Origin of the sequence: Streptomyces sp. NPDC006516, assembly GCF_040611875.1 — a bacterium.
Lineage (GTDB): Bacteria > Actinomycetota > Actinomycetes > Streptomycetales > Streptomycetaceae > Streptomyces.
This window is the reverse complement of record NZ_JBEXPD010000010.1, coordinates 235,202-255,737: the sequence shown is the minus strand read 5'-3', so window position 1 is coordinate 255,737 and position 20,536 is coordinate 235,202. Positions and strand designations below refer to the sequence as shown.

General features: G+C 71.6%; 19 protein-coding genes. 2 read left to right on the top strand and 17 right to left on the bottom strand.

Annotation, left to right across the window (positions count from 1 at the left end):
- Positions 1 to 113 precede the first annotated feature (113 nt).
- Positions 114 to 572 carry an ATP-binding protein gene (locus tag ABZY45_RS25440; RefSeq protein WP_356743303.1) on the top strand — a complete coding sequence of 153 codons (459 nt, stop codon included), beginning with the start codon at positions 114 to 116 and terminating at the stop codon, positions 570 to 572.
- Here the strand turns inward: ABZY45_RS25440 and ABZY45_RS25435 are convergent.
- The 17 genes from ABZY45_RS25435 to ABZY45_RS25355 form a co-directional block, all read right to left on the bottom strand.
- Positions 520 to 2,007 carry an amino acid permease gene (locus tag ABZY45_RS25435; protein WP_356743301.1) on the bottom strand — a complete coding sequence of 496 codons (1,488 nt, stop codon included), beginning with the start codon at positions 2,005 to 2,007 and terminating at the stop codon, positions 520 to 522. The genes ABZY45_RS25440 and ABZY45_RS25435 overlap by 53 nt on opposite strands.
- 173 nt (positions 2,008 to 2,180) lie before the next feature.
- A complete protein-coding gene (gene argF / locus ABZY45_RS25430) occupies positions 2,181 to 3,197 on the bottom strand; it encodes an ornithine carbamoyltransferase (protein ID WP_356743299.1) in 1,017 nt (338 codons plus the stop codon).
- A gap of 227 nt (positions 3,198 to 3,424) precedes the next feature.
- A complete protein-coding gene (locus ABZY45_RS25425; RefSeq protein ID WP_356743297.1) occupies positions 3,425 to 4,657 on the bottom strand; it encodes an arginine deiminase in 1,233 nt (410 codons plus the stop codon).
- A 66-nt stretch (positions 4,658 to 4,723) separates the two neighbouring features.
- Entirely contained in the window at positions 4,724 to 7,267 is a 2,544-nt protein-coding gene (locus tag ABZY45_RS25420) for a polynucleotide kinase-phosphatase (RefSeq protein WP_356743295.1), read from the bottom strand.
- Positions 7,264 to 8,739 carry a 3' terminal RNA ribose 2'-O-methyltransferase Hen1 gene (locus tag ABZY45_RS25415; protein WP_356743293.1) on the bottom strand — a complete coding sequence of 492 codons (1,476 nt, stop codon included), beginning with the start codon at positions 8,737 to 8,739 and terminating at the stop codon, positions 7,264 to 7,266. The genes ABZY45_RS25420 and ABZY45_RS25415 overlap by 4 nt, the downstream gene beginning before the upstream one ends.
- A 256-nt stretch (positions 8,740 to 8,995) precedes the next feature.
- Positions 8,996 to 9,931 carry a homocysteine S-methyltransferase gene (gene mmuM / locus ABZY45_RS25410; RefSeq protein ID WP_356743291.1) on the bottom strand — a complete coding sequence of 312 codons (936 nt, stop codon included), beginning with the start codon at positions 9,929 to 9,931 and terminating at the stop codon, positions 8,996 to 8,998.
- A gap of 296 nt (positions 9,932 to 10,227) precedes the next feature.
- Positions 10,228 to 11,151, bottom strand: coding sequence for an LLM class F420-dependent oxidoreductase (locus ABZY45_RS25405; protein WP_356743289.1), 924 nt, complete (start codon positions 11,149 to 11,151; stop codon positions 10,228 to 10,230).
- A 91-nt stretch (positions 11,152 to 11,242) separates the two neighbouring features.
- Positions 11,243 to 11,767, bottom strand: a complete 525-nt coding sequence (locus tag ABZY45_RS25400; protein WP_356743287.1) for a DUF6099 family protein — start codon at positions 11,765 to 11,767, stop codon at positions 11,243 to 11,245.
- 135 nt (positions 11,768 to 11,902) lie between these two features.
- On the bottom strand, positions 11,903 to 12,262 hold the full coding sequence (locus tag ABZY45_RS25395) for a nucleotide pyrophosphohydrolase (RefSeq protein WP_356743285.1): 360 nt from the start codon (positions 12,260 to 12,262) through the stop codon (positions 11,903 to 11,905).
- Positions 12,259 to 13,488: an ATP-binding protein gene (locus ABZY45_RS25390; RefSeq protein ID WP_356743283.1), complete on the bottom strand. Its 1,230-nt coding sequence runs from the start codon at positions 13,486 to 13,488 to the stop codon at positions 12,259 to 12,261. The genes ABZY45_RS25395 and ABZY45_RS25390 overlap by 4 nt, the downstream gene beginning before the upstream one ends.
- A 7-nt stretch (positions 13,489 to 13,495) precedes the next feature.
- A complete protein-coding gene (locus tag ABZY45_RS25385; RefSeq protein WP_356743281.1) occupies positions 13,496 to 13,903 on the bottom strand; it encodes a cell division protein SepF in 408 nt (135 codons plus the stop codon).
- Positions 13,904 to 13,978: 75 nt separating this feature from the next.
- The gene (locus ABZY45_RS25380) at positions 13,979 to 15,286 is read right to left on the bottom strand and encodes a cytochrome P450 (protein ID WP_356743279.1); all 1,308 of its coding nucleotides are present in this window, start codon (positions 15,284 to 15,286) and stop codon (positions 13,979 to 13,981) included.
- Positions 15,283 to 15,897, bottom strand: a complete 615-nt coding sequence (locus ABZY45_RS25375; protein ID WP_356743277.1) for an ATP/GTP-binding protein — start codon at positions 15,895 to 15,897, stop codon at positions 15,283 to 15,285. The genes ABZY45_RS25380 and ABZY45_RS25375 overlap by 4 nt, the downstream gene beginning before the upstream one ends.
- Entirely contained in the window at positions 15,875 to 16,228 is a 354-nt protein-coding gene (locus ABZY45_RS25370) for a DUF742 domain-containing protein (protein ID WP_356743275.1), read from the bottom strand. The genes ABZY45_RS25375 and ABZY45_RS25370 overlap by 23 nt, the downstream gene beginning before the upstream one ends.
- Positions 16,225 to 16,647, bottom strand: coding sequence for a roadblock/LC7 domain-containing protein (locus ABZY45_RS25365; RefSeq protein ID WP_145808489.1), 423 nt, complete (start codon positions 16,645 to 16,647; stop codon positions 16,225 to 16,227). Before ABZY45_RS25365 ends, ABZY45_RS25370 begins: the two co-directional genes overlap by 4 nt.
- The gene (locus tag ABZY45_RS25360) at positions 16,644 to 18,113 is read right to left on the bottom strand and encodes an ATP-binding protein (RefSeq protein ID WP_356743273.1); all 1,470 of its coding nucleotides are present in this window, start codon (positions 18,111 to 18,113) and stop codon (positions 16,644 to 16,646) included. The genes ABZY45_RS25365 and ABZY45_RS25360 overlap by 4 nt, the downstream gene beginning before the upstream one ends.
- 81 nt (positions 18,114 to 18,194) lie before the next feature.
- A complete protein-coding gene (locus ABZY45_RS25355; protein ID WP_356743271.1) occupies positions 18,195 to 19,187 on the bottom strand; it encodes an MBL fold metallo-hydrolase in 993 nt (330 codons plus the stop codon).
- A 405-nt stretch (positions 19,188 to 19,592) separates the two neighbouring features.
- Here ABZY45_RS25355 and ABZY45_RS25350 point away from each other — a divergent pair, with 405 nt between their 5' ends.
- On the top strand, positions 19,593 to 20,486 hold the full coding sequence (locus tag ABZY45_RS25350) for a sugar isomerase (protein WP_356743269.1): 894 nt from the start codon (positions 19,593 to 19,595) through the stop codon (positions 20,484 to 20,486).
- Positions 20,487 to 20,536: the final 50 nt, after the last annotated feature.

The following is a 20,536-nucleotide window of genomic DNA, read 5'->3' as shown; positions in this document are numbered from 1 at the left end:
AATCCCGGTACAGAACGCCGTACCCTCCGGTAGCGGATCCCGCGGTCCGGACGCAGCACCCCCGGAACGGCGGATGTGCCGGATGCCTCGCTCCCCGAACGGATACTCCCGCCTTGCCGTCAGACGTCCCCGCGCCCCCGCCCGCCTCCTGGCGCATCGCCCTGCCGCACTCCACGGCCGCGGTGCCGATCGCCCGCGCCCTGGTGCGCACGGCCCTGGCGGAGCTCGACGCGCCCGCGGACAGCGACACCGCCGAGCTGCTGACGGCGGAACTCGTCGCCAACGCCGTGGAGCACACCGACGGCTCGGGCCCCATCGAGCTGGTGGTCGAGCTGATGGCGTCCGGGTGCCAGGTGGAGGTCCACGACCACGACCCCGGTCCCCCCGGGGACCTGTCCCGCCTCCTGCCCGGCAGCACGCCGGACCCGTGGCAGGAGCACGGCCGCGGACTGCTCCTGATACGCGCCCTCAGCTCGGCCTGCGGTCACCGCCCGACGGAGCACGGCAAGGCGGTCTGGTTCACCCTGCCGTCGGCCCCGGCGCCGCCGGGTCACGGGGCTCCGCCGAGCTGACCAGCCGGGAGCGGCTGCGGCCGTATCCCGCGTACACGAGGGCGCCCACCGCCAGGAACACGGCGAACTGCACCCAGGTCGTCCAGCCCGTTCCGTACATCAGGTACAGGCAGAAGCCGACGCCCAGGATCGGGCTCAGCGGGTAGAGCGGCACCCTGAAGGAGCGCCTGAGCTCCGGGTTGCGGCGGCGCAGCGCGATCACCGCGATGTTGACCACGGCCATGATGGCGAGCGTGCCGATGGTCGTCAGGTTCACGACGACGTCGAGGGACGAGAACGCGGCCGGGACGGCGAAGACGACCGCCACGATCCAGGTGTTGGCGACCGGGGTGTGAGTCTTCGGCGAGACCCTCTCGAAGACCCGGGGGATCAGGCCGTCGCGGGACATGGACATCAGGATCCGGGTCTGCCCGTACATCACCGCGAGCACCACGGAAGCGATGGCGACGACCGCGCCGAAGGCGATGATCCCGCCGCCGACGCTCGAGTCGGTGACCTGGTCGACGACCAGCGAGAGCGCGGCGGGCTGGTCGGAGACGGCGTCCGCGCCCAGCGCGCCGATGGCACCGAGGGCGACCGCGCAGTACAGCAGGGTGACGAGGCCGATGCAGATCATGATGGCGATCGGGATGTTCCGGCGGGGGTTCTTGACCTCTTCACCCGCGGTGGTGATGGCGTCGAAGCCGATGTACGAGAAGAAGGCCACCGACGCGCCCGCGGTGACGCCGGCCATGCCGTGCGACGCGAAGGGCGAGAGGTTGCCGTCCTGGAACGCGCTGAAGGCGATCGCGCAGAACGCGACGAGGATGCCGATCTTCAGCACCGCCATCGCCGCCGTGGCGGTCGCGCTCTCCCTGACGCCCCGCACCAGCAGCGTGGCGGCCATCATGACCACGACGATCGCCGGCAGATTGATCACGCCGCCGTCGCCGGGCCCCGAGGAGACCGCGGCCGGCAGGGTCCAGCCGGTGAGGCTGCCGAGCAGCTCGTTGACGTACTGGCTCCAGCCGACCGCGACCGCGGAGACCGAGACGCCGTACTCCAGCAGCAGGCACCAGCCCACGAGGAAGGCGACGCGCTCCCCGAGGGTGGCGTAGGCGAAGGAGTAGGAGCTGCCGGACACCGGGATGGCACCGCCGAGCTCGGCGAACGAGAAGGCGGTGAAGATGCAGGTGATCGCGGCGAGGACGAAGGAGATCACGACCGCGGGGCCGGCCTCGGCGACGCTGTCGGAGAGGCCGACGAAGATCCCGGTGCCGACGATCGCGCCGACCCCGAAGCACACGAGCTGGAACAGCCCCATGCTGCGCCGCAGGCCGTGGCCCTCCAGGTCGGCTCCGGACTCCGCGAGCAGCAGTTCGGGGCTCTTGATGCGTGCCCCGGGTCCGCGGGACGGGATCACCGGGCGTCGCGGGGCAGAGGGTGTGGAACTCATGGGGGGGGACGGTCTCTTCTCGGGGGTGCGGGAATGAGCCTGTGGGGGGCTCGGACATGCGCGTGGGCTCGTGACCCGGCGCACGAAAAGGGGTCCGGACGTGCGAGCCCGAACCCCACCAAGTGCCACCATGGTAGCCACTTGCACGCATGTTCACCCAATCGGGTGCATGTTCATACGGTCTTCGTGCCACCCGCCAGCGTCGCGACGAGGACGGCCTTGATCGTGTGCATCCGGTTCTCGGCCTCGTCGAAGACGACCGAGTGGGCGGATTCGAAGACCTCGTCGGTGACCTCGAGCTCCGAGAGCCCGTGCCGCTCGTGGATCTCCCGGGCCACCTTCGTGCCGAGATCGTGGTACGCCGGGAGGCAGTGCATGAACTTCACTCCCGCGTTGCCCGTGGCGCGCAGGACGTCCATGGTCACGGAGTAGGGCGCGAGCGAGGTGATGCGCTCGTCCCAGACCTCCTTGGGCTCACCCATCGAGACCCAGACGTCGGTGAGGACGAAATCGGCACCCAGGACGCCCTCCGTGATGTCCTCGGTGAGGGTGATGCGCGCGCCACTGGACTCGGCGAGCACGCGGGCCCGGTCCACGACCTCCTGCCCCGGCCAGTACGCGGCGGGAGCGACGATCCGCACGTCCATGCCGAGCAGGGCCCCGGTGATCAGGTAGCTGTTGCCCATGTTGAAGCGGGCGTCGCCGAGGTAGGCGAACGCGATCCGCTCCAGGGGCTTCTCGCTGTGCTCGGTCATCGTGAGGATGTCGGCGAGCATCTGGGTGGGGTGCCAGTCGTCGGTGAGCCCGTTGAAGACGGGCACCCCCGCGTGCGCGGCCAGCTCCTCGACGGCCTGCTGACTGTCACCGCGGTACTCGATGCCGTCGAACATCCGGCCCAGGACCCGGGCCGTGTCCTTCACGGACTCCTTGTGCCCCATCTGGGAGCCGGAAGGGTCGAGATACGTCGTGGAGGCGCCCTGATCGGCGGCGGCCACCTCGAAGGCGCAGCGGGTCCGTGTCGAGGTCTTCTCGAAGATCAGCGCGATGTTCCTGCCGCGCAGCCGCTGCACCTCCTCACCGGCCTTCTTCGCCGCCTTGAGTTCGGCGGACAGGGCGATCAGGCCGCGGAACTCCTCGGCCGTGAAGTCCAGCTCCTTGAGGAAATGGCGGCCTGTGAGGTCTATGGCCATGGTGACTGCTCCTGGGGCGGGCTGAGGCGTACGTGAAAACTGTTCTGGAAGTCTATACGACGTCCTGTATTGCTATACAGAGACGTGCGCCGCTCCTCATCGCCCCTCAGCCGTACTGGGGCCGCCCCCGGTCACCACGAGCGCACCCGGTGGCCCCGGTCACCGCGAGCGCACACGGTGGCCCCGGTCACCCCTCGCGCTCACGGGGCCCTGGTCCCCGCGAGCGCTCACACGGGGTCGCGCACCACCGGGCAGCTCATGCAGCGCGGGCCTCCCCGGCCACGGCCCAGCTCGCTGCCCCGGATCTCGATGACCTCGATGCCCTCCTTGCGCAGATAGGTGTTCGTGGTGGCATTGCGCTCGTAGGCGATGACGACCCCCGGCTCCACCGCCAGCACGTTGCAGCCGTCGTCCCACTGCTCACGCTCGGCGGCGTGCACGTCCTGGGTGGCGGTGAGCACCCGGATCGAGTCGAGGCCGAGTGCGGCGGCGACGGCCCGGTGCATGTGCTCGGGCGGATGGTCGGTGACCTTGAGCTCACGGGGCCCGCTGCCGGGTTCGATGGTGTAGGAGCGGAGCATTCCGAGCCCCGCGTACTTCGTGAAGGTGTCTCCGTCGATCATCGTCATGACCGTGTCGAGGTGCATGAACGCCCGGCTCTTGGGCATGTCGAGCGCCACGATCGTCCGCGCGGACCCGGCGTCGAAGAGACCTCTGGCCAGCATTTCCACGGCCTGCGGGGTGGTGCGCTCGCTCATCCCGATCAGTACGGCACCCCGGCCGATGACCAGGACGTCCCCGCCCTCGATGGTCGACGGGTAGTCGTCCTGGCCCTCGGACCAGTGGTGGAAGACCCCCGCCTCGGGGCCGGTGAACAGCGGGTGGTGACGGTAGATCGCCTCGAAGTGCACGGTCTCGCGCTGCCGTGCGGGCCAGCGCATCGCGTTGATGGACACGCCGTCGTAGATCCAGGCCGAGGTGTCGCGGGTGAAGAGGTGGTTGGGCAGCGGGCTGAGCAGGAAGTCGTCCAGGTCCATGACGTGGAAGCGGACGGAGGTCGGTTCGGGGTGCCGTTCCAGGAACTCCCGCTTCGTCATCCCGCCGACCAGGGCCTCGGCCAGCTCCGCCGCGGGCAGCTCCTCGAAGGCCGCGCGCAGATGCTCGGTGGCGAGCGGGCCGTACTCCTTCTCCGCGAAGACCCGGTCGAGGACGAGCCGCCGCGCGACGGGGATGCCGAGGGCCTCACGGAGCAGATCACCGAAGAGGTGGACCTCGACACCCCGGTCGCGCAGCACGTCGGCGAAGCCGTCGTGCTCCTCCCTGGCGCGGCGCACCCACAGCACGTCGTCGAACAGCAGCGCGTCCTTGTTGCTGGGGGTGAGCCGCTTCAGCTCCAGATCGGGGCGGTGCAGGATGACGCGGCGCAGCCGCCCGGCCTCGGAATCGACATGGAATCCCATGCCTTCATCCTCACCGCGCGGAGCACCCTTCACCCCGCGAACCGCCAGCCGATTCCGGGCAGGGGTTCACAGCCGGGGGTCGACGGGCTCCGACTCCAGTGCGAGGACCGCGAAGACCGCCTCGTGGATCCGCCACAGCGGCTCCCCCTCGGCCAGCCGGTCGAGCGCCTCCAGTCCGAGGGCGTACTCCCGCAGGGCCAGCGAGCGCTTGTGGCCGAGGAACCGCGAGCGCAGGCGTTCGAGGTTCTCGGGCCTCGTGTACTCGGGACCGTAGATGATCCGCAGGTACTCCCTCCCTCGCACCTTGATGCCCGGCTGGACCAGCCTGCCCTTCGCGTCCCGCACGAGGGCGCCGAGCGGCTTGACGACCATGCCCTCGCCGCCCCGGCCCGTCATCTCCAGCCACCAGTCGACACCGGAGCGCACGGAGTCCTCGTCACCCGTGTCGACGACGAGGCGCCGGGTGACCTGGAGCAGACCCGTGGGGTCGTGCTCGACGAGCCGGTCCAGCCAGGCCAGCTGCTCGTCGTGCGGTACGGAGGCGAGCGATCGGCCCTGCACCGCGAGGATCTGGAACGGTGCGAGCCGGACGCCGTCGAGGCCCTCGGTGCTCCAGCAGTAGCGCCGGTAGGCGTCGGTGAAGGCGGCGGCGTCCTCGGCTCGCTCCGCCTGACGGCCGGCAAGGTCGCCGACGTCGACGCCGCGGGCGGCCGCCGCGGACAGCGCTTCCCCGGCCGCCGGCAGGACGGCACCGGCCGCGGCTCCCACCGAGGCGTACTGGGAGCGCAGAAGTCCGGCCGCCTTGAGGGACCAGGGCATCAGCTCGGCGTCCAGCAGCACCCAGTCGGTGTCCCACTCCTCCCAGAGCCCGGCGGCGGTGAGCGCCGTGCGGAGCCTGCCGAGGACGACCTCGGTGAGTGCCTCGTCGTCCAGGAACGGCCGGCCCGTCCGGGTGTGCAGGGCGCCGGTGGGACCGTCGGTGCCGAAGCGTTCGCGGGCGGTCGTGGCGTCGCGGCACACCAGCGCCACGGCGCGGGATCCCATGTGCTTCTCCTCGCAGACGACCCTGTCGACGCCGTCCGCGCGGTACTGCGCGAAGGCCTCGGCCGGGTGCTCGAGGAAGCCGTCCTCGTGGGAGGTGGCGGTCGGCGCCATGGTCGGCGGGAGGTAGGCCAGGAGCCTCGGGTCGACGGCGAACCGGCTCATGACCTCGAGCGCCGCCGCGGCGTTCTCCTCGCGCACCGCGATCCGGCCCATCTGCCGGGTCTCCACGACACGGCGGCCCTGCACGTCGGCGAGGTCGAGCGGCCGGCCCTCACGGCCTCCGGGAGCCTCGGTGACGAGCGGCTTCGTGGGCTCGTACCAGACGCGCTCGGCGGGCACGTCGACGATCTCGCGCTCCGGCCACCGCAGCGCGGTCATCTTCCCGCCGAAGACCGCACCGGTGTCCAGGCAGAGGGTGTTGTTGACCCAGGAGGTGGTGGGCACCGGCGTGTGCCCGTAGACCACGGCTGCGCGGCCCCGGTAGTCCTCGGCCCACGGGTAGCGCACGGGCAGGCCGAACTCGTCGGTCTCACCGGTCGTGTCCCCGTACAGCGCGTGCGAGCGGACCCGGCCGGAGGTGCGTCCGTGGTACTTCTCGGGCAGCCCGGCGTGACAGACGACCAGTCTGCCCTCGTCCAGGACGTAGTGGCTGACGAGCCCGTCGATGAACTCCGCGACCTCTCTGCGGAATTCGGGGTGCTCGGCGTCCTCCCGCTCCAGCTGCTCGATGGTCTCGGCGAGACCGTGGGTGTGCTGGACCTTGCGGCCCTTGAGGTAACGGCCGAGCTTGTTCTCGTGGTTGCCGGGGACGCACAGGGCGTTGCCCTCCGCCACCATGGACATGACGCGGCGCAGCACGCCGGGGCTGTCGGGGCCCCGGTCGACGAGGTCGCCGACGAACACGGCGGTACGGCCCTCGGGGTGCGCCCCGTCCTTGTACCCCAGCTTGTGGAGCAGCGTGTCGAGTTCGGAGCTGCATCCGTGGATGTCACCGATGATGTCGAAGGGGCCGGTGAGGTGACGCAGGTCGTTGTAGCGGCGCTCCAGGACGACCTCGGCGGTGTCCGCCTCCTCCTCGGTGCGCAGGACGTGGACCTTGCGGAAGCCCTCGCGCTCCAGGCCGCGCAGGGAGCGTCGCAGCTCACGGCGGTGGCGCTGGACGACATGGCGGGGCATGCCCGCTCGGTCGGGGCGAGCGGCGTTGCGGGCCTGGCAGAGCTCCTCCGGCATGTCCAGCACGACGGCGATCGGCAGCACGTCGTACTGCCGCGCCAGCTGGACGAGCTGCTTGCGGCTCTCGGACTGCACGTTGGTGGCGTCGATGACGGTGAGACGGCCCGCCGCGAGGCGCTTGCCCGCGATGTGGTGGAGCACGTCGAAGGCGTCCTTGCTGGCGCTCTGGTCGTTCTCGTCGTCGGCGACCAGGCCGCGGCAGAAGTCCGAGGAGATTACCTCGGTCGGCTTGAAGTGCTTGCGGGCGAAGGTGGACTTGCCCGATCCGCTGGCTCCGATGAGCACGACGAGCGAAAGGTCGGTCACCGGCAGCGTGCGAGGGGTACCGGTCATGCGGCCTTCGCCTCCTTCGTCGTCTCCTGAGCCGTGGTCATCGTGAACACGGCCATCTGTGTGGGAGGCCCCACCTCGGGGTCCTCCGGTCCCACCGGCACGAACTCCACGGCGTACCCGTGGCGCCCGGCGACCTGCTCCGCCCAGTCCCGGAACTCGGCCCTGGTCCACTCGAAGCGGTGGTCGCCGTGCCGTACGTGCCCGGCGGGAAGCGTCTCCCAGCGGACGTTGTACTCGACGTTGGGCGTGGTCACGAGCACGGTGCGCGGTCGCGCGGAACCGAACACCGCATACTCCAGCGCGGGGAGCCGCGGCAGGTCGAGGTGCTCGATCACCTCGCTGAGCACGGCCGCGTCGTACCCCTTCAGCTGCTTGTCGGTGTAGGTGAGAGCGCCCTGGCGGAGGGTGACCCGCCCGGCCTGCCTCTCCCCCATGCGGTCCAGCTTCAGCCGGCGGGCGGCGACGGTGAGGGCGCGCATCGACACGTCGACGCCGACGATCTCCGTGAAGCTCACGTCCTTGAGCAGCGCCTGCACCAACTGGCCCTGCCCGCAGCCCAGGTCGAGCACCCGGTTCGCTCCGGCGGCACGGAGGGCCTCCAGGATCGCCGCGCGGCGCCGCTCGGCCAGCGGTACCGGCCTTTCCTGCGTGTCGGTGGTCTCGTCGACGGCGTTGTCCACGCTCTCCACCTCCAGGTCGTCGGTCTCGGCGAGCCGCACCAGCTCCAGCCGCTCCATCGCCTGCCGGGTCAGCCCCCAGCGGCGGGAGAGATAACGGCTGGTGATCAGCTTCTGTTCGGGATGGCCTGCCAGCCAGCCCTCGCCGGCCCGCAGCAGCTTGTCCACCTCGTCGGGCGCGACCCAGTAGTGCTTGGCGTCATCGAGGACGGGCAGCAGCACATACAGCTGGCGCAGCGCGTCCGCGAGCCTCAGCTCCCCCTCCAGCACCAGCCGTACGTAGCGCGAGTCGCCCCATTCGGGGAACCGCTCGTCCAGCGGCACGGCCACGGCGTCCACCGTGGTCCAGCCGAGTGGCGCGAAGAGCTTGCCCACCAGCTCCGCACCGCCGCGCGCGGGAAGCGCCGGTACCTCGATCCGCAGCGGCAGGGGCGCCTCGGCTCGTTCGGGCATCGCGCGGCAGGCGCCGTTCAGGGCGGACTTGAACACCGTGGTCATCGCGACCGAGAGCAGGGACGACGCCGCGTACGGCCGGTCGTTGACGTACTGCGCGAGCGCCGCGTCGGGGGCCCCGCCCCGGCCCTTGCCCTTGCCGCGCCGGACCAGCGCCACCGGATCCACCTCCAGCAGGAGGGCGGCCGTGCAGCGCTCCGCGGATGCCTCGGGATAGAAGACATGCGCGGTTCCGTGCGAGGTGGAGAACGTCTGCGCCTTGTCGGGATGCTTGTGCAGCAGAAAGCCCAGGTCGGTGGCGGGACGCTCAGGGGTGCCGGTCGTGCTGATAGTCAGGAACACCCGTCCGATTATGGGCGCCGGTGCACCCACAGCGGTAGCAAATTAGCGGGACAGGGAGCGGACACGCCCCGCGCGCGGCGGCCGGGGGGCGCGCCCCGTACCCCACCGCTCACCCCTCACCGCCGGCCCCCGCCGCGAGTAGCCCGTGCCGGGGGCGCCCGTCGAGGGCGCCCGCGCCAGGGGCCCGGAGGGACGCTCGGCGCGGCGCGCTCCGTCGAGGGCGCCAGGCGCGGCGTGCTCGGCCCGGACGACCCTCTCACCGGCCGGGCGGCGCCTGCTGACCGGCGAGAGCAGCGATCTCCGCCGGCCCGACCCGGCAGCATCCGCCGACCAGCCGGGCGCCCGCCCGCTGCCAGTCCCGCACCCTGGACGGCTCGAACGTGCGGTCGCCGGTCCAGGTGCGGCCCTCCGCGTCCCACTTCTCACCGCTGTTCGGGTAGACGACGACCGCCTTGGCGGTCGCGGCGCTCGCCACCTCCACCGCGCGGTCCGCGTCGACGGGATCGCAGCAGTTGACCCCGACGGCGATCACCTGGTCGAGGCCCGCGACGAGCCCGAAGGCCTCTTCCAAGGGCTGCCCTGCCCGGGTCAGACCGCCGGCCACGCTGTACGAGAGCCAGACGGGGATCCGGAACTCCTCGACCACCCGCAGCAGGGCTTCCGCCTCGTCCATGTCCGGCACCGTCTCCAGGGCCAGTACGTCAGGGCCCGCCGAGGCCAGCACCTCCACCCGGGGACGGTGGAAGCGCTCCAGCTCCCGGACCGTCAGCCCGTACCGGCCGCGGTACTCGCTGCCGTCCGCGAGCATCGCTCCGTACGGACCGACGGAGGCGGCCACCCAGGACTCCCGCCCGGTCGCCGCACCCGCCCGGCGCGCCGACACCACGCTCCCGGCCATCAGCTCCGCGGCCTTCGCCCGCCCGATCCCGCGCCGCCCGAACCCCTGGAACGTCGCCTGATAGCTGGCGGTGGTGAGCACCTGCGCTCCCGCCCGCGCATACGCCGCATGTGCGGCCTCGATCTGCTGGGGAGCGTCGGCCAGGAGGCGGGCCGACCACAGGGCGTCCGACAGATCGCAGCCCTGCGCCTCCAACTGGTTGGAGAGACCGCCGTCCAGCAGCACGGTCCCCTCGGCGAGTGCGTCGCCGAGCGTACGGCCGGGCGGTACGTCCTGGGTCCGGGCGGGGTACACAACTGCTCCTTGCGCTTCGGCTTCCTGATGTGGGCGTCCTGCTGCCTGACTGCCGGTGTGGCGCCTTCCCCCGAGGAGCGGCTCCCGACCCGGTCCGGGAGGACCCGGTGCGGGAGCCTGCCCGGACCGGGAGGCGCACTTCCCGGGCTGGGTGGCGCCCCAACCGGTCCGGACCAGGAGCCCCCGGCCCGGACCGGACGAGGTCAGGTCGGCAATCCCGTCCGGAGTCACCCCGGGCCCGGGAGAGCGCACCGCGCGGGCGCCCCGGTCCGGAGAGGCTCGGGGGGCCACGCCCGTCAGCTCAGCTGCGACTGCACCCGCGACGAGATGAGCTCCAGGTGCTCCAGGTCGTGCAGGTCCAGCACCTGGAGGTAGATCCGGGACGAGCCGATGGCCGCGTACCGGCCGATCTTCTCTACGACCTCGTCGGGGGAGCCCGCGAGCCCGTTGGCCTTGATCTCCTCGACCTCGCGTCCGATGGCGGACGCGCGGCGCGCCACCTCCGCGTCGTTCTTCCCGACGCAGACCACCAGGGCGTTGGAGTACACCAGGTCGTCGGCGGCCCGGCCGGCCGCCACGGCGGCGTCCCTGACACGGCCGAACTGCTTCTCGCTGTCCTCGATCGACGCGAAAGGAATGTTGAACTCGTCCGCGTACCGCGCGGCCAGCCGCGGGGTACGGACCGCTCCGTGGCCTCCGATCAGCACCGGCACCTTGGCCTGCGCGGGCTTGGGCAGCGCGGGCGAGTCGGTGAGCTGGTAATACGTCCCGTCGTAGCTGAAGGTCTTGCCCGTCTCCGTCTCCCACAGGCCCGTGACGATCGCCAGCTGCTCCTCCAGCCTGCCGAACTTCTCCTTGGGGAACGGAATGCCGTACGCCTTGTGCTCCTCCTCGAACCAGCCGGCTCCCAGACCGAGTTCGACCCGGCCTCCGGACATCTGGTCGACCTGCGCCACCTGGATGGCGAGCACGCCGGGCAGACGGAACGTGCCTGCCGTCATCAGCGTGCCGAGGCGGATCCTCTTGGTCTCCCGGGCCAGACCGGCCAGAGTGATCCACGCGTCGGTCGGCCCGGGCAGCCCGTCCCCGGAACCCATGCGCAGATAGTGGTCGGACCGGTAGAAGGCATCGAAGCCGAGGTCCTCGGTGGCCTTGGCGACGCTGAGCAGGGTGTCGTAGCTCGCCCCTTGCTGGGGCTCGGTGAAGATTCGAAGATCCATGCATCCATCCTGCACCTTCGAAACCGCCGTGCCTCCCCTGCCCTCGCCCCGCGCCGGGCCTCCGGCCCCTCCCCCACGCCTCCCGCCGGACTCACGGCTGACCGGCGGCGAAACCCGCCGGTCCCCGGATCACCCCGTACGGACCGTCGCGCTCCTGGTCCCCCTCCTGCTCACGCTCCATCTCCGCGAGCCGCCGCACCATCCCGTGGATCCGGTCCACCGACTCGTCCACGGCATCTATCGCCTCGATGCACTGCCAGTAGAGCGCTTCCTCCTCCGTGCCGCAGGCGACGCCCACCAGTGCGATGCCCGCCTCGCCCAGAAGCTGCGCGAGTGCGGCCAGTGCCCGTGGCACGTCGGACACTTCGGTGAGCTGCGAGGCCCGCACACCGCCGGCCGGAACCATCGGATGGTCCAGCACCGCGCTGCCCAGGGCGCAGATCTCGCTCAGCCCGCGCGCCTCCGTGCGTAACTCCGCCGGACCGCAGCGCGCCAACTGCCCGCCCACCGCACGGGCGAGTGCCTGCGCCTGCCACGCTTCCGCCATGAGGGCCGGCACCTCCCGGCTGTCCGCGAGTGCGCTCCGGCCCGCCTCGATCAACCGCTCCGCTTCCATGCAATTTCCCCCGTCACCCGGACCACCCATACGAAACCCGCTCACCTCTTCATTACCCACAGTGAGGTGTGCGGCACATGAAAGCCAGAGGAAATCGGAAATCTGTGGACAGGAGTCCGGTTGTGCATAAGTCGATCACTCCGAAGAGTGACGGTCGACAGGCCCGTCGCTGTCGGCGGCCGGGAAGCGCGCCTCGTTCCGATCGATCTTCGCCGCGAGCGCGGCCAGCGGGTCGACACCCAGGACCTCGCAGAACTGCAGCAGATACGCCAGGACATCCGCCACCTCGTCCTCGACACGGAACGCCGTGCCGGGGTCCTCCATCACTCTCGCCGACTGCTCCGGCGTCAACCACTGGAAGATCTCCAGGAGTTCGGACGCCTCGACGCTCAGCGCCGCACAGAGGTTCTTCGGGGTGTGGTACGGCTCCCAGGCCCGGGTGGCCGCGAAGTCGGCGAGCCGCCGCTGCAGTTGCTTCACATCCAGTTCTGTCACGGGCCCAGGTCTACCACCGTCACACCTGCCGTTCCGCGGGCGGCCGCGGCGGCTGACTCCCCGACGGTCCCCAGCAGGCGCATGTGGCCGTCCGCGCAGATCGAAGCCGCCAGCGCCAGCAGTGCCGCCGCCTGGCGCGCGTCCAGGCTGCGGTCGAGCCCGTCGGCCAGCACGGTGAGCCCCTGCATGGCCGAGGGGACCTCGGCGGCCGGTTCCACGACCAGGACATGGGGGCCGGTCAGCAGCACCAGGGCGAAGGCGAGATACCGCAGCTCCCCGTCCCCGAGGCGGGCGAACGGCGTGCTCTCCCCCTCTCCCCGCTCGGCCACGGCCACTACGGTCCCGTCCTCCAGACGCTCGGCGGTCAGGCCCGTCACCCGCCCCGCACACCCCGCGTCCGCGCCGGCGACGAGCCGGGCATGACGCTGGGCGCACTGGCTGCGGGTCCGGTGGAGGACATCGGCGAGGTTGTCGCAGGACGACGTCAGCCGCCCTTCCCCGACCGGAACCGCCGTGCGCATCCGCCGTGGCTGCGGGTCGCACGCGAAGGCGGACCGCAGCGCCACGACCACCTGTTCGGCAGCGGCCAGCACCCTCAGCTGACCGTCCGTGGTACCCGCGACGCGCAACGGCAGAAGGGCGGTGCCCAGCCGGTCGTCGGGGAAGGGCGCGCGTGTCACCGCCACCGCCCCCGCGGTGTGCCAGGCGGCCTGCACGGCGGAGCGCCGCGGATCGAGCAGGGCCGTGCTCAGGAGGGTCTCGCCGCAGTCCGTCAGGCGCTCGCCGACGATGCGGAGCGCCGGCTCGGCCTGCACGGCGAGGTCCAGCCTGACCGGCCCGACGGGGCCCTCCACCGTGCAGCCGAGCCTGAATCCGCGCCGCCCCTGCGCGTCGGCAGCCGCTCCTTCCGGCACCCAGGCCACCGGGTCGGGGAAGACCTCCTCCAGCGGATCACCCGCCGCCAGCCGCGCCAGCGCCTCGTACCCCCGCAGGGCGGTCGACTTCCCGCTGCCGCTGGTGCCGGTGATCAGCGTGAGCGGACCCAGGGGGATCACGGTGCGCCTGTGCGAGGCGAAGGCGTCGAGCCGGAGCTCGCCGACGAAGGGGCGGGCCGGACGGGGCGCTCCGGACGGCGAAGGGGCCGTCCTCCCCGTGGGAATCGTGGAGATCACAGTCATGAGCGGACCGTACGCACGCCCCCGAGCGGCGAACCGTTTTGTCCGCACGACCTTCCTACGATTGAGGTACGCCCGCCGCAGTGACCCCCTCGACCTCCATACCGACCGGCGCGAGCAGGAAGACGTTACGGTCCACCCGGTGCATCCCGCTGCCGAGCCCGAAGACCACGCCGCTGCTGAAGTCCAGGATCCGCTTGGCCACATCGCTCTCTGCGCCGGTCAGATCCAGCAGGACCGGGATCTGCGCCACCAGGTACTCCGCCACCTCGCGCGCGTCGGCGAACACCTGAACCCTCAGCACGACCAGCCGCCGCTGCTCGACCGTCTCCTGACGGTCCTGGACTGCCCTGTGGTCCACCCGGGACGGCCACTCGTTGCGTCCCCTCAGGGGTACGACCTGGGCGAGACCCTCCCACTGTTCGTCGGTGGCGTCGTACCTGTCGTACCTGTCGTACCTGCTCACAGATCCACCCCGTCCGTGCGCCGGTTGGCTGTGCGCCGGCTGCGCTCGCTGTTCATCGGGCAATTCTCTCGCCCCTCACCCGTTCGGCGTACCACCGACACGGGCCGGAACGTATTCGACAGCGTCCGGGGCGCCGGTTGCCTCGGGGTCGGGCAGGGTGTCGAGAGGGGTGAAGCGGACCGGGAGGTGGGCCGGAGCGCGGTGGAAGGGGCCCGGACGCCAGATCAGTGCCTCGGGGGCGACCGCCAGTTCGAGGTCGCAGAGCTGGCTGGTGAGCTGCTCGATCGCGGTCGTCGCCATCAGCAGGGCGGGCTGCCGTGCCGGGCACCGGTGAGGGCCGGTGGACCACGCCAGATGGGCGCCGTCCCCCGAACGCACCGCGGCATCGGAAGAGGGCGGCGGTGACTGCGTGTTGGCGGCGGCGAAGGAAACCAGGACCAGTTGTCCGGCACGGAGCGCGACCCCGTGGAACTCGGTGTCGTGGCGCGGGAAGTGCGCTCCCATGTTGGCCAGCGGCGGATCGCGCCAGAGCACGTCGTCGACCGCTTCCTGGGCGGTGATCGCCCCGCCGTGCAGGGATCCCCCGTAGCCGCTGTCGCTGAGCATGCGCAGGAGCGCGTTACCGATCAGGTTGGTCGTGGGGTCGTGGCCGCTGCTCATGATCAGGGTGATCTGACGCACGGCCTCGTCGTCGTCCAGGCCGGCCGGGTGCGCGAGGAGGTACGAGGTGAGATCGCGTCCCGGGGCGGCCCGGCGCCGGGCGACGAGACCGGTGACGACGCCGACGAGGTCGTCGTAGGCGGCTGTGGCGTCCGCCGCTGAGTCCATCATCGCCGCGGTGCCTCTGACCACCCGCTCGGTGTCCTCCGGGGCGACGCCGAAGGCTGCGGTGAACACGTGCAGCGGCAGGCGGCGGGCGTACTGGGCGATGAGGTCGCCCGAGCCGGTGGCCGAGAAGTCCGCGATGAGCCGCTGGGCGACCCGGGCGACCTCCGCACGCAGCAGGTGGGGTTCGATCAGCGCGAGGGTGTCGTTGATGGCGCCGCGGTAGCGGGCGTGGACGTCCCCGTCGCTGAAGAGCGCGGTGGGCCGGTGGCCGAGCACGGGCAGGATCGGTGAGCCGGCCGGTACCCCCGCCTGCCAGGCGCGCGGGTCCTTCGTGAAGGTGTCGGTGTCCCGCAGGAGGTCGACCGCCGCGTGGTAGTCGGTGACCAGCATGGCGTCGACGTCGGGGGCGATCCGCACCCTGGCCAGCGGCCCCTGGGAGCGCAGCCTGCGGTAGTGGCCGTGCGGATCGGCGGCGAAGTCGGGGCCGTAGAGCGCGAGCCGCTCGTCGGGCGGGACGGCGACGAGGGGTGAGGTGCCGGGCACGGGCGGGGTCATGGCGTTTCCTGGGAGACGGGGAGGCAGGTCAGCGCGTGCTCGGCGAGCGCGATCAGGGCGTCGATGCTGCCCCGGCGCTCGCGGGCGTCGCACTGCACCAGCGGAGTGCGGGGGGCGAGGTCCAGGTGCTTGCGCAGGACCTCGTCCGCGTGGGCGGGGGCGTCGGGGAAGCGGTTCACGGCGACGGCGTACGGGAGTCCCTGCTCCTCCACCATGTCCATGACGGCGAAGGAATCCTCGAGGCGGCGGGTGTCGACCATGACCAGGGCGCCGAGCGCGCCGCGTGCGATGTCCTCCCACAGCGGCAGGAAGCGTTCCTGGCCCGGAGTGCCGAACATGTAGAGCACCAGGTCGTCCTGGACGGTGAGCCGCCCGAAGTCGACGGCGACGGTGGTCGTGGTCTTCTCCGGGAGTCCGGCGGTGTCGTCGAGTCCCGTGCTGGACTGCGTCATCGCCTCCTCCGTGTGCAGGGTCGGGATCTCCGACAGCGTACGGATCAGGGTCGTCTTTCCCACGCCGAAGGGACCCGTGACGACGAGCTTCATCAGGGTCTCGGCGGCACTCGGCAGATAGCCGATGCCGCCCCGGTCAGTGGAGGGAACGGAGTCCAACGAGCAGCCTCTCGACGAGCGACCGGTCGATCTCACCGGCGCTGGGGATCGGTGGTCGAGCGAGCAGATGTCCTGCGGCCACGAGATCCGTGGCCAGGAAGACCGTTGCGCTGACCGGCAGGTCCAGGTGGGCAGCGCATTCGACGACGGTGAGGGCTCCCGGGTCCAGGAGTTCGCACAGTCTGCGCTGTTCCGTCCCGGTCTCCGGCGGGAGGGCCGAATCCGTGCGGAGGAGCACGGCGAGCCGGTCGAGCGCGGGGCCGGTGGGCGCGAGGCGGCCTCCGGTGACCAGATAGGCGGGTATCAGGCGGCGCCCTGGGCCGGGGCTCATGGCTGGTCGGCGGCGTCCGGTCGGCGGGTGGGGGCGTGCATGGCGCGAGTCAGCGCGGTGACCTGCACCTGCATCTGGTACGCGATGTTCCCCAGGTGCGCGTCGGGGGCCGCGAACAGGGCCAGCGTCGTGTTCCTGCCCGCGGGTACGACGATGGCGAAGCCCAGGTCGGACTCCACCACCGTCTGCGCCAGACGCGGGGACTCCGCCTCGGTGAACGCGGTGGTGAAGGCACGGGCAGCGGCGTGCAGGGTCGCCGTCATCGCGGCGACGCGCTCGGCGGACGCGCGTTCCAGGCCCGGTGACGCACCCTCGACGAGCCCGTCCCCCGTGGCGACCACGGCATGCTGCACGCCGGGCAGTTCCAGCAGCGGGGTCAGCACCCAGGCGAGATCACCGGTGGTGGGAGTGGTGCTCACTTCTCGTCGTCTCCTTGGTCGTCCGATGAGGATGCTGAGGGTGATGCCACGGGCGCGGGGCCCGGGACCACGGGGGCGCTCCTGCCGCTGAGGGTGCCTTCCTGGAGGGCGGACCAGGCCGCTCCGGCCTGTTCGGGCGTGCGGCGCACGGGTTCCTCCTCCACCGGCAGGCGCGGGGAGGACGGCGCGTCCGGGGAGGCGGCCCGGCGGCTCCTGCGCCGTCGGCTGGGCAGCCCGGCCGGGCGCTGCTCACCGTCCCCGGCGGTCGCGGCCTCTTCGGCACGGGGGGCGGGTTCGGCAGGCACGGCGGGTCCAGGGTCTCCGGCGGGATCCGCACCTGCCGGAGGCCCGGGGAGCCCGGCGGGTGCGGGAGTCGTGACGGGCTCGGGGTCTTCGGCGACGGGCACCCCCGCGTGCACGGGCTTCGGTGCGAGCACGGACAGGGTGCGGTCGTCGTCGATCACGGTCAGCAGGTGGGCCGGGATGCGCAGCATCGTGCGCATCCCTCCGTACGGGGACGACTCGATGTGGCAGCTGAAGCCGTAGCGTGCGATCAGGCGCCCGACCACGGCGAAGCCGGTCTGCGGGGGGTCTCCCAGCTCGGTGAGCAGGACCTCGGAGGGTCCGGCGAGCAGCGCCCGGGCCCTCTTGAGCGCGTCTTCGTCCATGCCGATACCGGCGTCGTCGACCAGGATCATGGCCCCTCGCCCCGGCGTCTGCTGCACCGTCACCGGCACCTCGGTGTCCGGGTGCGAGTACGCCGTCGCGTTGGCCAGCAGTTCGGCGAGGGCGATCGCGAGGGGTTCGGCGGCCCGGGCGACCAGGGCCAGCCGCTCCTGGCGCAGGTGGTTGGCGACCTTGATGCGTTCGTACCCCGCGACCCGGGACTGGGCGCCGAGCACGATCTCCACGAGTGAGGAGTTCTGCCGGGCGAGTCCCGGCCACGCGTCGCAGAGCACGGCGGTGGCCTGGGTGCGTCGCAGCGCGAGTTCGTTGCGGAAGTCGAGCTGCAGGATCCGCGGGTCGTCGTACTCGTGCTGGAGTTCGTGCAGCAGGTGCTGCGACTGGTTGAGCAGTGACTGGATCTTGGCCGAGGTACCTCGCATGGCCGACCGCGCGGCGGCGTCGACGCGTCCGCGTTCCTCGAGCACCGCCGTGCGCGCGGCCTGCACCGCCTCGGTCAGCAGACGCGCGGCGTCGCCCTCGATCCCGGCCGCCTCCCGCAGTCCGGGGACGGGCGCGGAGCGGTGGGAGAGCGCGGTGGCCGCGGCGGGTATCCGCTTCTCCGCGAGCTGCCGTATCTCCTCGGTGAGGGCGAGGGTGCGCGCCTCGGCTGCTTTGAACTGACGCTCGGCCAGTTCCGCGCGCGCCGCGGCGTGGTGCGACTCGCGCATGGCCCGGTCCGTGCGCACGGCCGACCATATGGCCGTCACGACGGCTGCCAGGGCCAGGATCCATGCCACCACGGCGTCACCGCGTCTCTGTTGTCGGGGACGGCCGATGTCCCGCGCGGTGGCAGGACGCCGGGCCGTCGGGCCGGCCGGCCGTCATGCCGGCTCGCCGGTACACATCGTGCCGGTCTCATGGGCGACGGCCGCCACATCGGCCATCACCTGGAGCACTTCGGGCAGTTCGGAGCCGTCGAGATGACGGTATTCGCTGCCGATGGTCACCACCAGGCGCTCCGGCAGGCCGAGTTCCGGGTGACGGCCCTCTCGGATCACCCGGCGTGCGGCCTCCGTCGCGGGCACACCGGCGGCGTGGAGGGCGTGGGCGCGCTCTCGTACGTACGCGAGGTAGCCGATGTGCTCGCGTACCCCGGCCGGGTCGAGCAGCGGGCCGTGACCGGGGACGATCACCTCGGCCCCGGTGGCCAGCACCCGTTCGCAGGCGTCGATCACATTGCTCAGGGGGCCCGCCCAGTGCACCGGGTGGTCCCCGGGCTGCCGCGCGGTGGAGGCGAAGATGATGTCGCCGCTGAACACCGCGCGGTGCGCGGGGAGATGGACGATCAGGTCACCCGTGGTGTGGGCGGGCGGCAGGGAGGACACCTGGACCGTGTGCTCCCCCAGGGTCAGTTCGAGCTCCCCGGTGAAGTAGGTCGTCGGCAGGACCTGTTCGGTGGCGGACCAGTCGAAGGCCCCGAAGTGACGGCCGAGATACGCGCCGAGGGGCGTCGCCGGATCGCTTCCGGTCACGAGCGCGTGCTGCTGCCGCGGCGTGGGGTCGTGGTGGATGTGCTCCCGGGCCTCCCGGGTCGCGATGATCTCCGCGTCCGGGAGCACGCCGGCACCCCAGAAGTGGTCGCCGTTGGCGTGGGTGACGATCACGCGGTCGACGTTCACCCCGTCGGGCAGGCGCTTGGTGCTCTCCGCCAGGAACTGTCCGGCCAGCAGGGGGTCGTACGGGGCGTCGATCCACAGTGCGCCGCGCCGCGACACGAGAAGCCCGCAGTTGGCCAGGCCCCAGCCCCGCTTCGGCGGCAGCCAGGCGTACAGGCCCGCGCCGAGGTCGACGATGTCCCCAACCGTGATCGGCATGGAGCGATTATGCCGACCGCGATCCGGCCGCGCGTTCGAACTCGGCCAACATATGGGCACCGTGACGCAAAATCGCCCCTCCACCCGGGTCGGGACGCGACCTCGGTGACCGTCCGGGGTCGCTACTGATCGTCCGGGCGGGGGGTTTACCACCTGATGGCCGGGATGCACCCCACTGTGCTCGCAGCGCGCGACGCCTACCCAGCATGGAACAGCGGAACCGGATCGAGCCGACTACCCACCGAGCATGGCTGAAAACCGCCGTACCACGGATCACCGAACCCCAAGGCTCTTTGCTTGTTTCTGCTCGATTGCCCCATGTAACATGCAGAATTGAACAAAGTGGCGACGATTTCCCCCAGTCCACCCTTCAGGTGCGAGCAGCAGTGGAAGCGGAGTGCGCACATGTCCCATGTGGAGAACGAGACGGCGAGTCAGCCGGAGTGCTGGCGCCGCGCCGCGGAGGTTGCCGTCGGCCGGGCGGCGGCACTGCCCGCCGCCGGTGAGCGCGTCGCCGTGGTCGGCTGCGGAACGTCGTATTACATGGCGCAGGCGTACGCCGCGCTCCGCGAGGCGTCCGGGCTGGGCGAGTCGGACGCGTACGCCGCCTCGGAGTTCCCCTTCGGCCGGGCGTACGACCGGGTCGTCGCCCTGACGCGGTCCGGAACGACGACGGAGGTACTCGGCCTGCTGAGCCGGCTGCGGGGCACCACGCGGACCGTGGTGGTGACCGCCGATCCGCACACTCCGGTGAAGGGCGCGGCGGACGAGATGGTCGTCCTCGACTTCGCCGACGAACGGTCCGTGGTGCAGACGCGCTTCGCGACCACGGCGCTGACCCTGTTCCGCGCCCATCTCGGGCTGCACACCGACCAGGTGGTGCGGGATGCGGAGACCGCGCTGGCGCAGCCGCTGCCCGACGGGGTACTGGAGTGCACCCAGTTCAGCTTCCTGGGGCGCGGATGGACCGTCGGGCTCGCCAACGAGGCGGCGCTCAAGATGAAGGAGGCGTCCTTGTCCTGGACGGAGTCCTATCCGGCGATGGAGTACCGCCACGGCCCCATCAGCATCGCGACGGCCGGAACCGCGACGTGGATGTTCGGCGCCGCGCCGGAAGGGCTCGCGGAACAGGTGCGGTCGACGGGCGCGCGGTGGGTGGAGAGCACGTTGGACCCGCTGGCCGACCTGGTCCGCGTCCAGCGGCTGGCGATCGCCCGCGCGGCGGCGCGCGGTCTCGATCCGGACCTGCCGCGCCATCTGACACGTTCGGTGGTGCTGGACGGAGCGGCGGAGGCCTGAGCACGCGTCAGGGCATACCGCGTACCGGGCCGTCGGGCAGCCCGGTGCGC

Coding starts and splice junctions, on each gene's coding strand:
- ABZY45_RS25435 (WP_356743301.1), bottom strand. CDS start 2,007: ATGAGTTCCACACCCTCTGCCCCGCGACGCCCGGTGATCCCGTCCCGC.
- argF (WP_356743299.1), bottom strand. CDS start 3,197: ATGGCCATAGACCTCACAGGCCGCCATTTCCTCAAGGAGCTGGACTTC.
- ABZY45_RS25425 (WP_356743297.1), bottom strand. CDS start 4,657: ATGGGATTCCATGTCGATTCCGAGGCCGGGCGGCTGCGCCGCGTCATC.
- ABZY45_RS25420 (WP_356743295.1), bottom strand. CDS start 7,267: ATGACCGGTACCCCTCGCACGCTGCCGGTGACCGACCTTTCGCTCGTC.
- ABZY45_RS25405 (WP_356743289.1), bottom strand. CDS start 11,151: ATGGATCTTCGAATCTTCACCGAGCCCCAGCAAGGGGCGAGCTACGAC.
- ABZY45_RS25400 (WP_356743287.1), bottom strand. CDS start 11,767: ATGGAAGCGGAGCGGTTGATCGAGGCGGGCCGGAGCGCACTCGCGGAC.
- ABZY45_RS25380 (WP_356743279.1), bottom strand. CDS start 15,286: ATGACCCCGCCCGTGCCCGGCACCTCACCCCTCGTCGCCGTCCCGCCC.
- ABZY45_RS25370 (WP_356743275.1), bottom strand. CDS start 16,228: ATGAGCCCCGGCCCAGGGCGCCGCCTGATACCCGCCTATCTGGTCACC.
- ABZY45_RS25355 (WP_356743271.1), bottom strand. CDS start 19,187: ATGCCGATCACGGTTGGGGACATCGTCGACCTCGGCGCGGGCCTGTAC.
- ABZY45_RS25350 (WP_356743269.1), top strand. CDS start 19,593: ATGTCCCATGTGGAGAACGAGACGGCGAGTCAGCCGGAGTGCTGGCGC.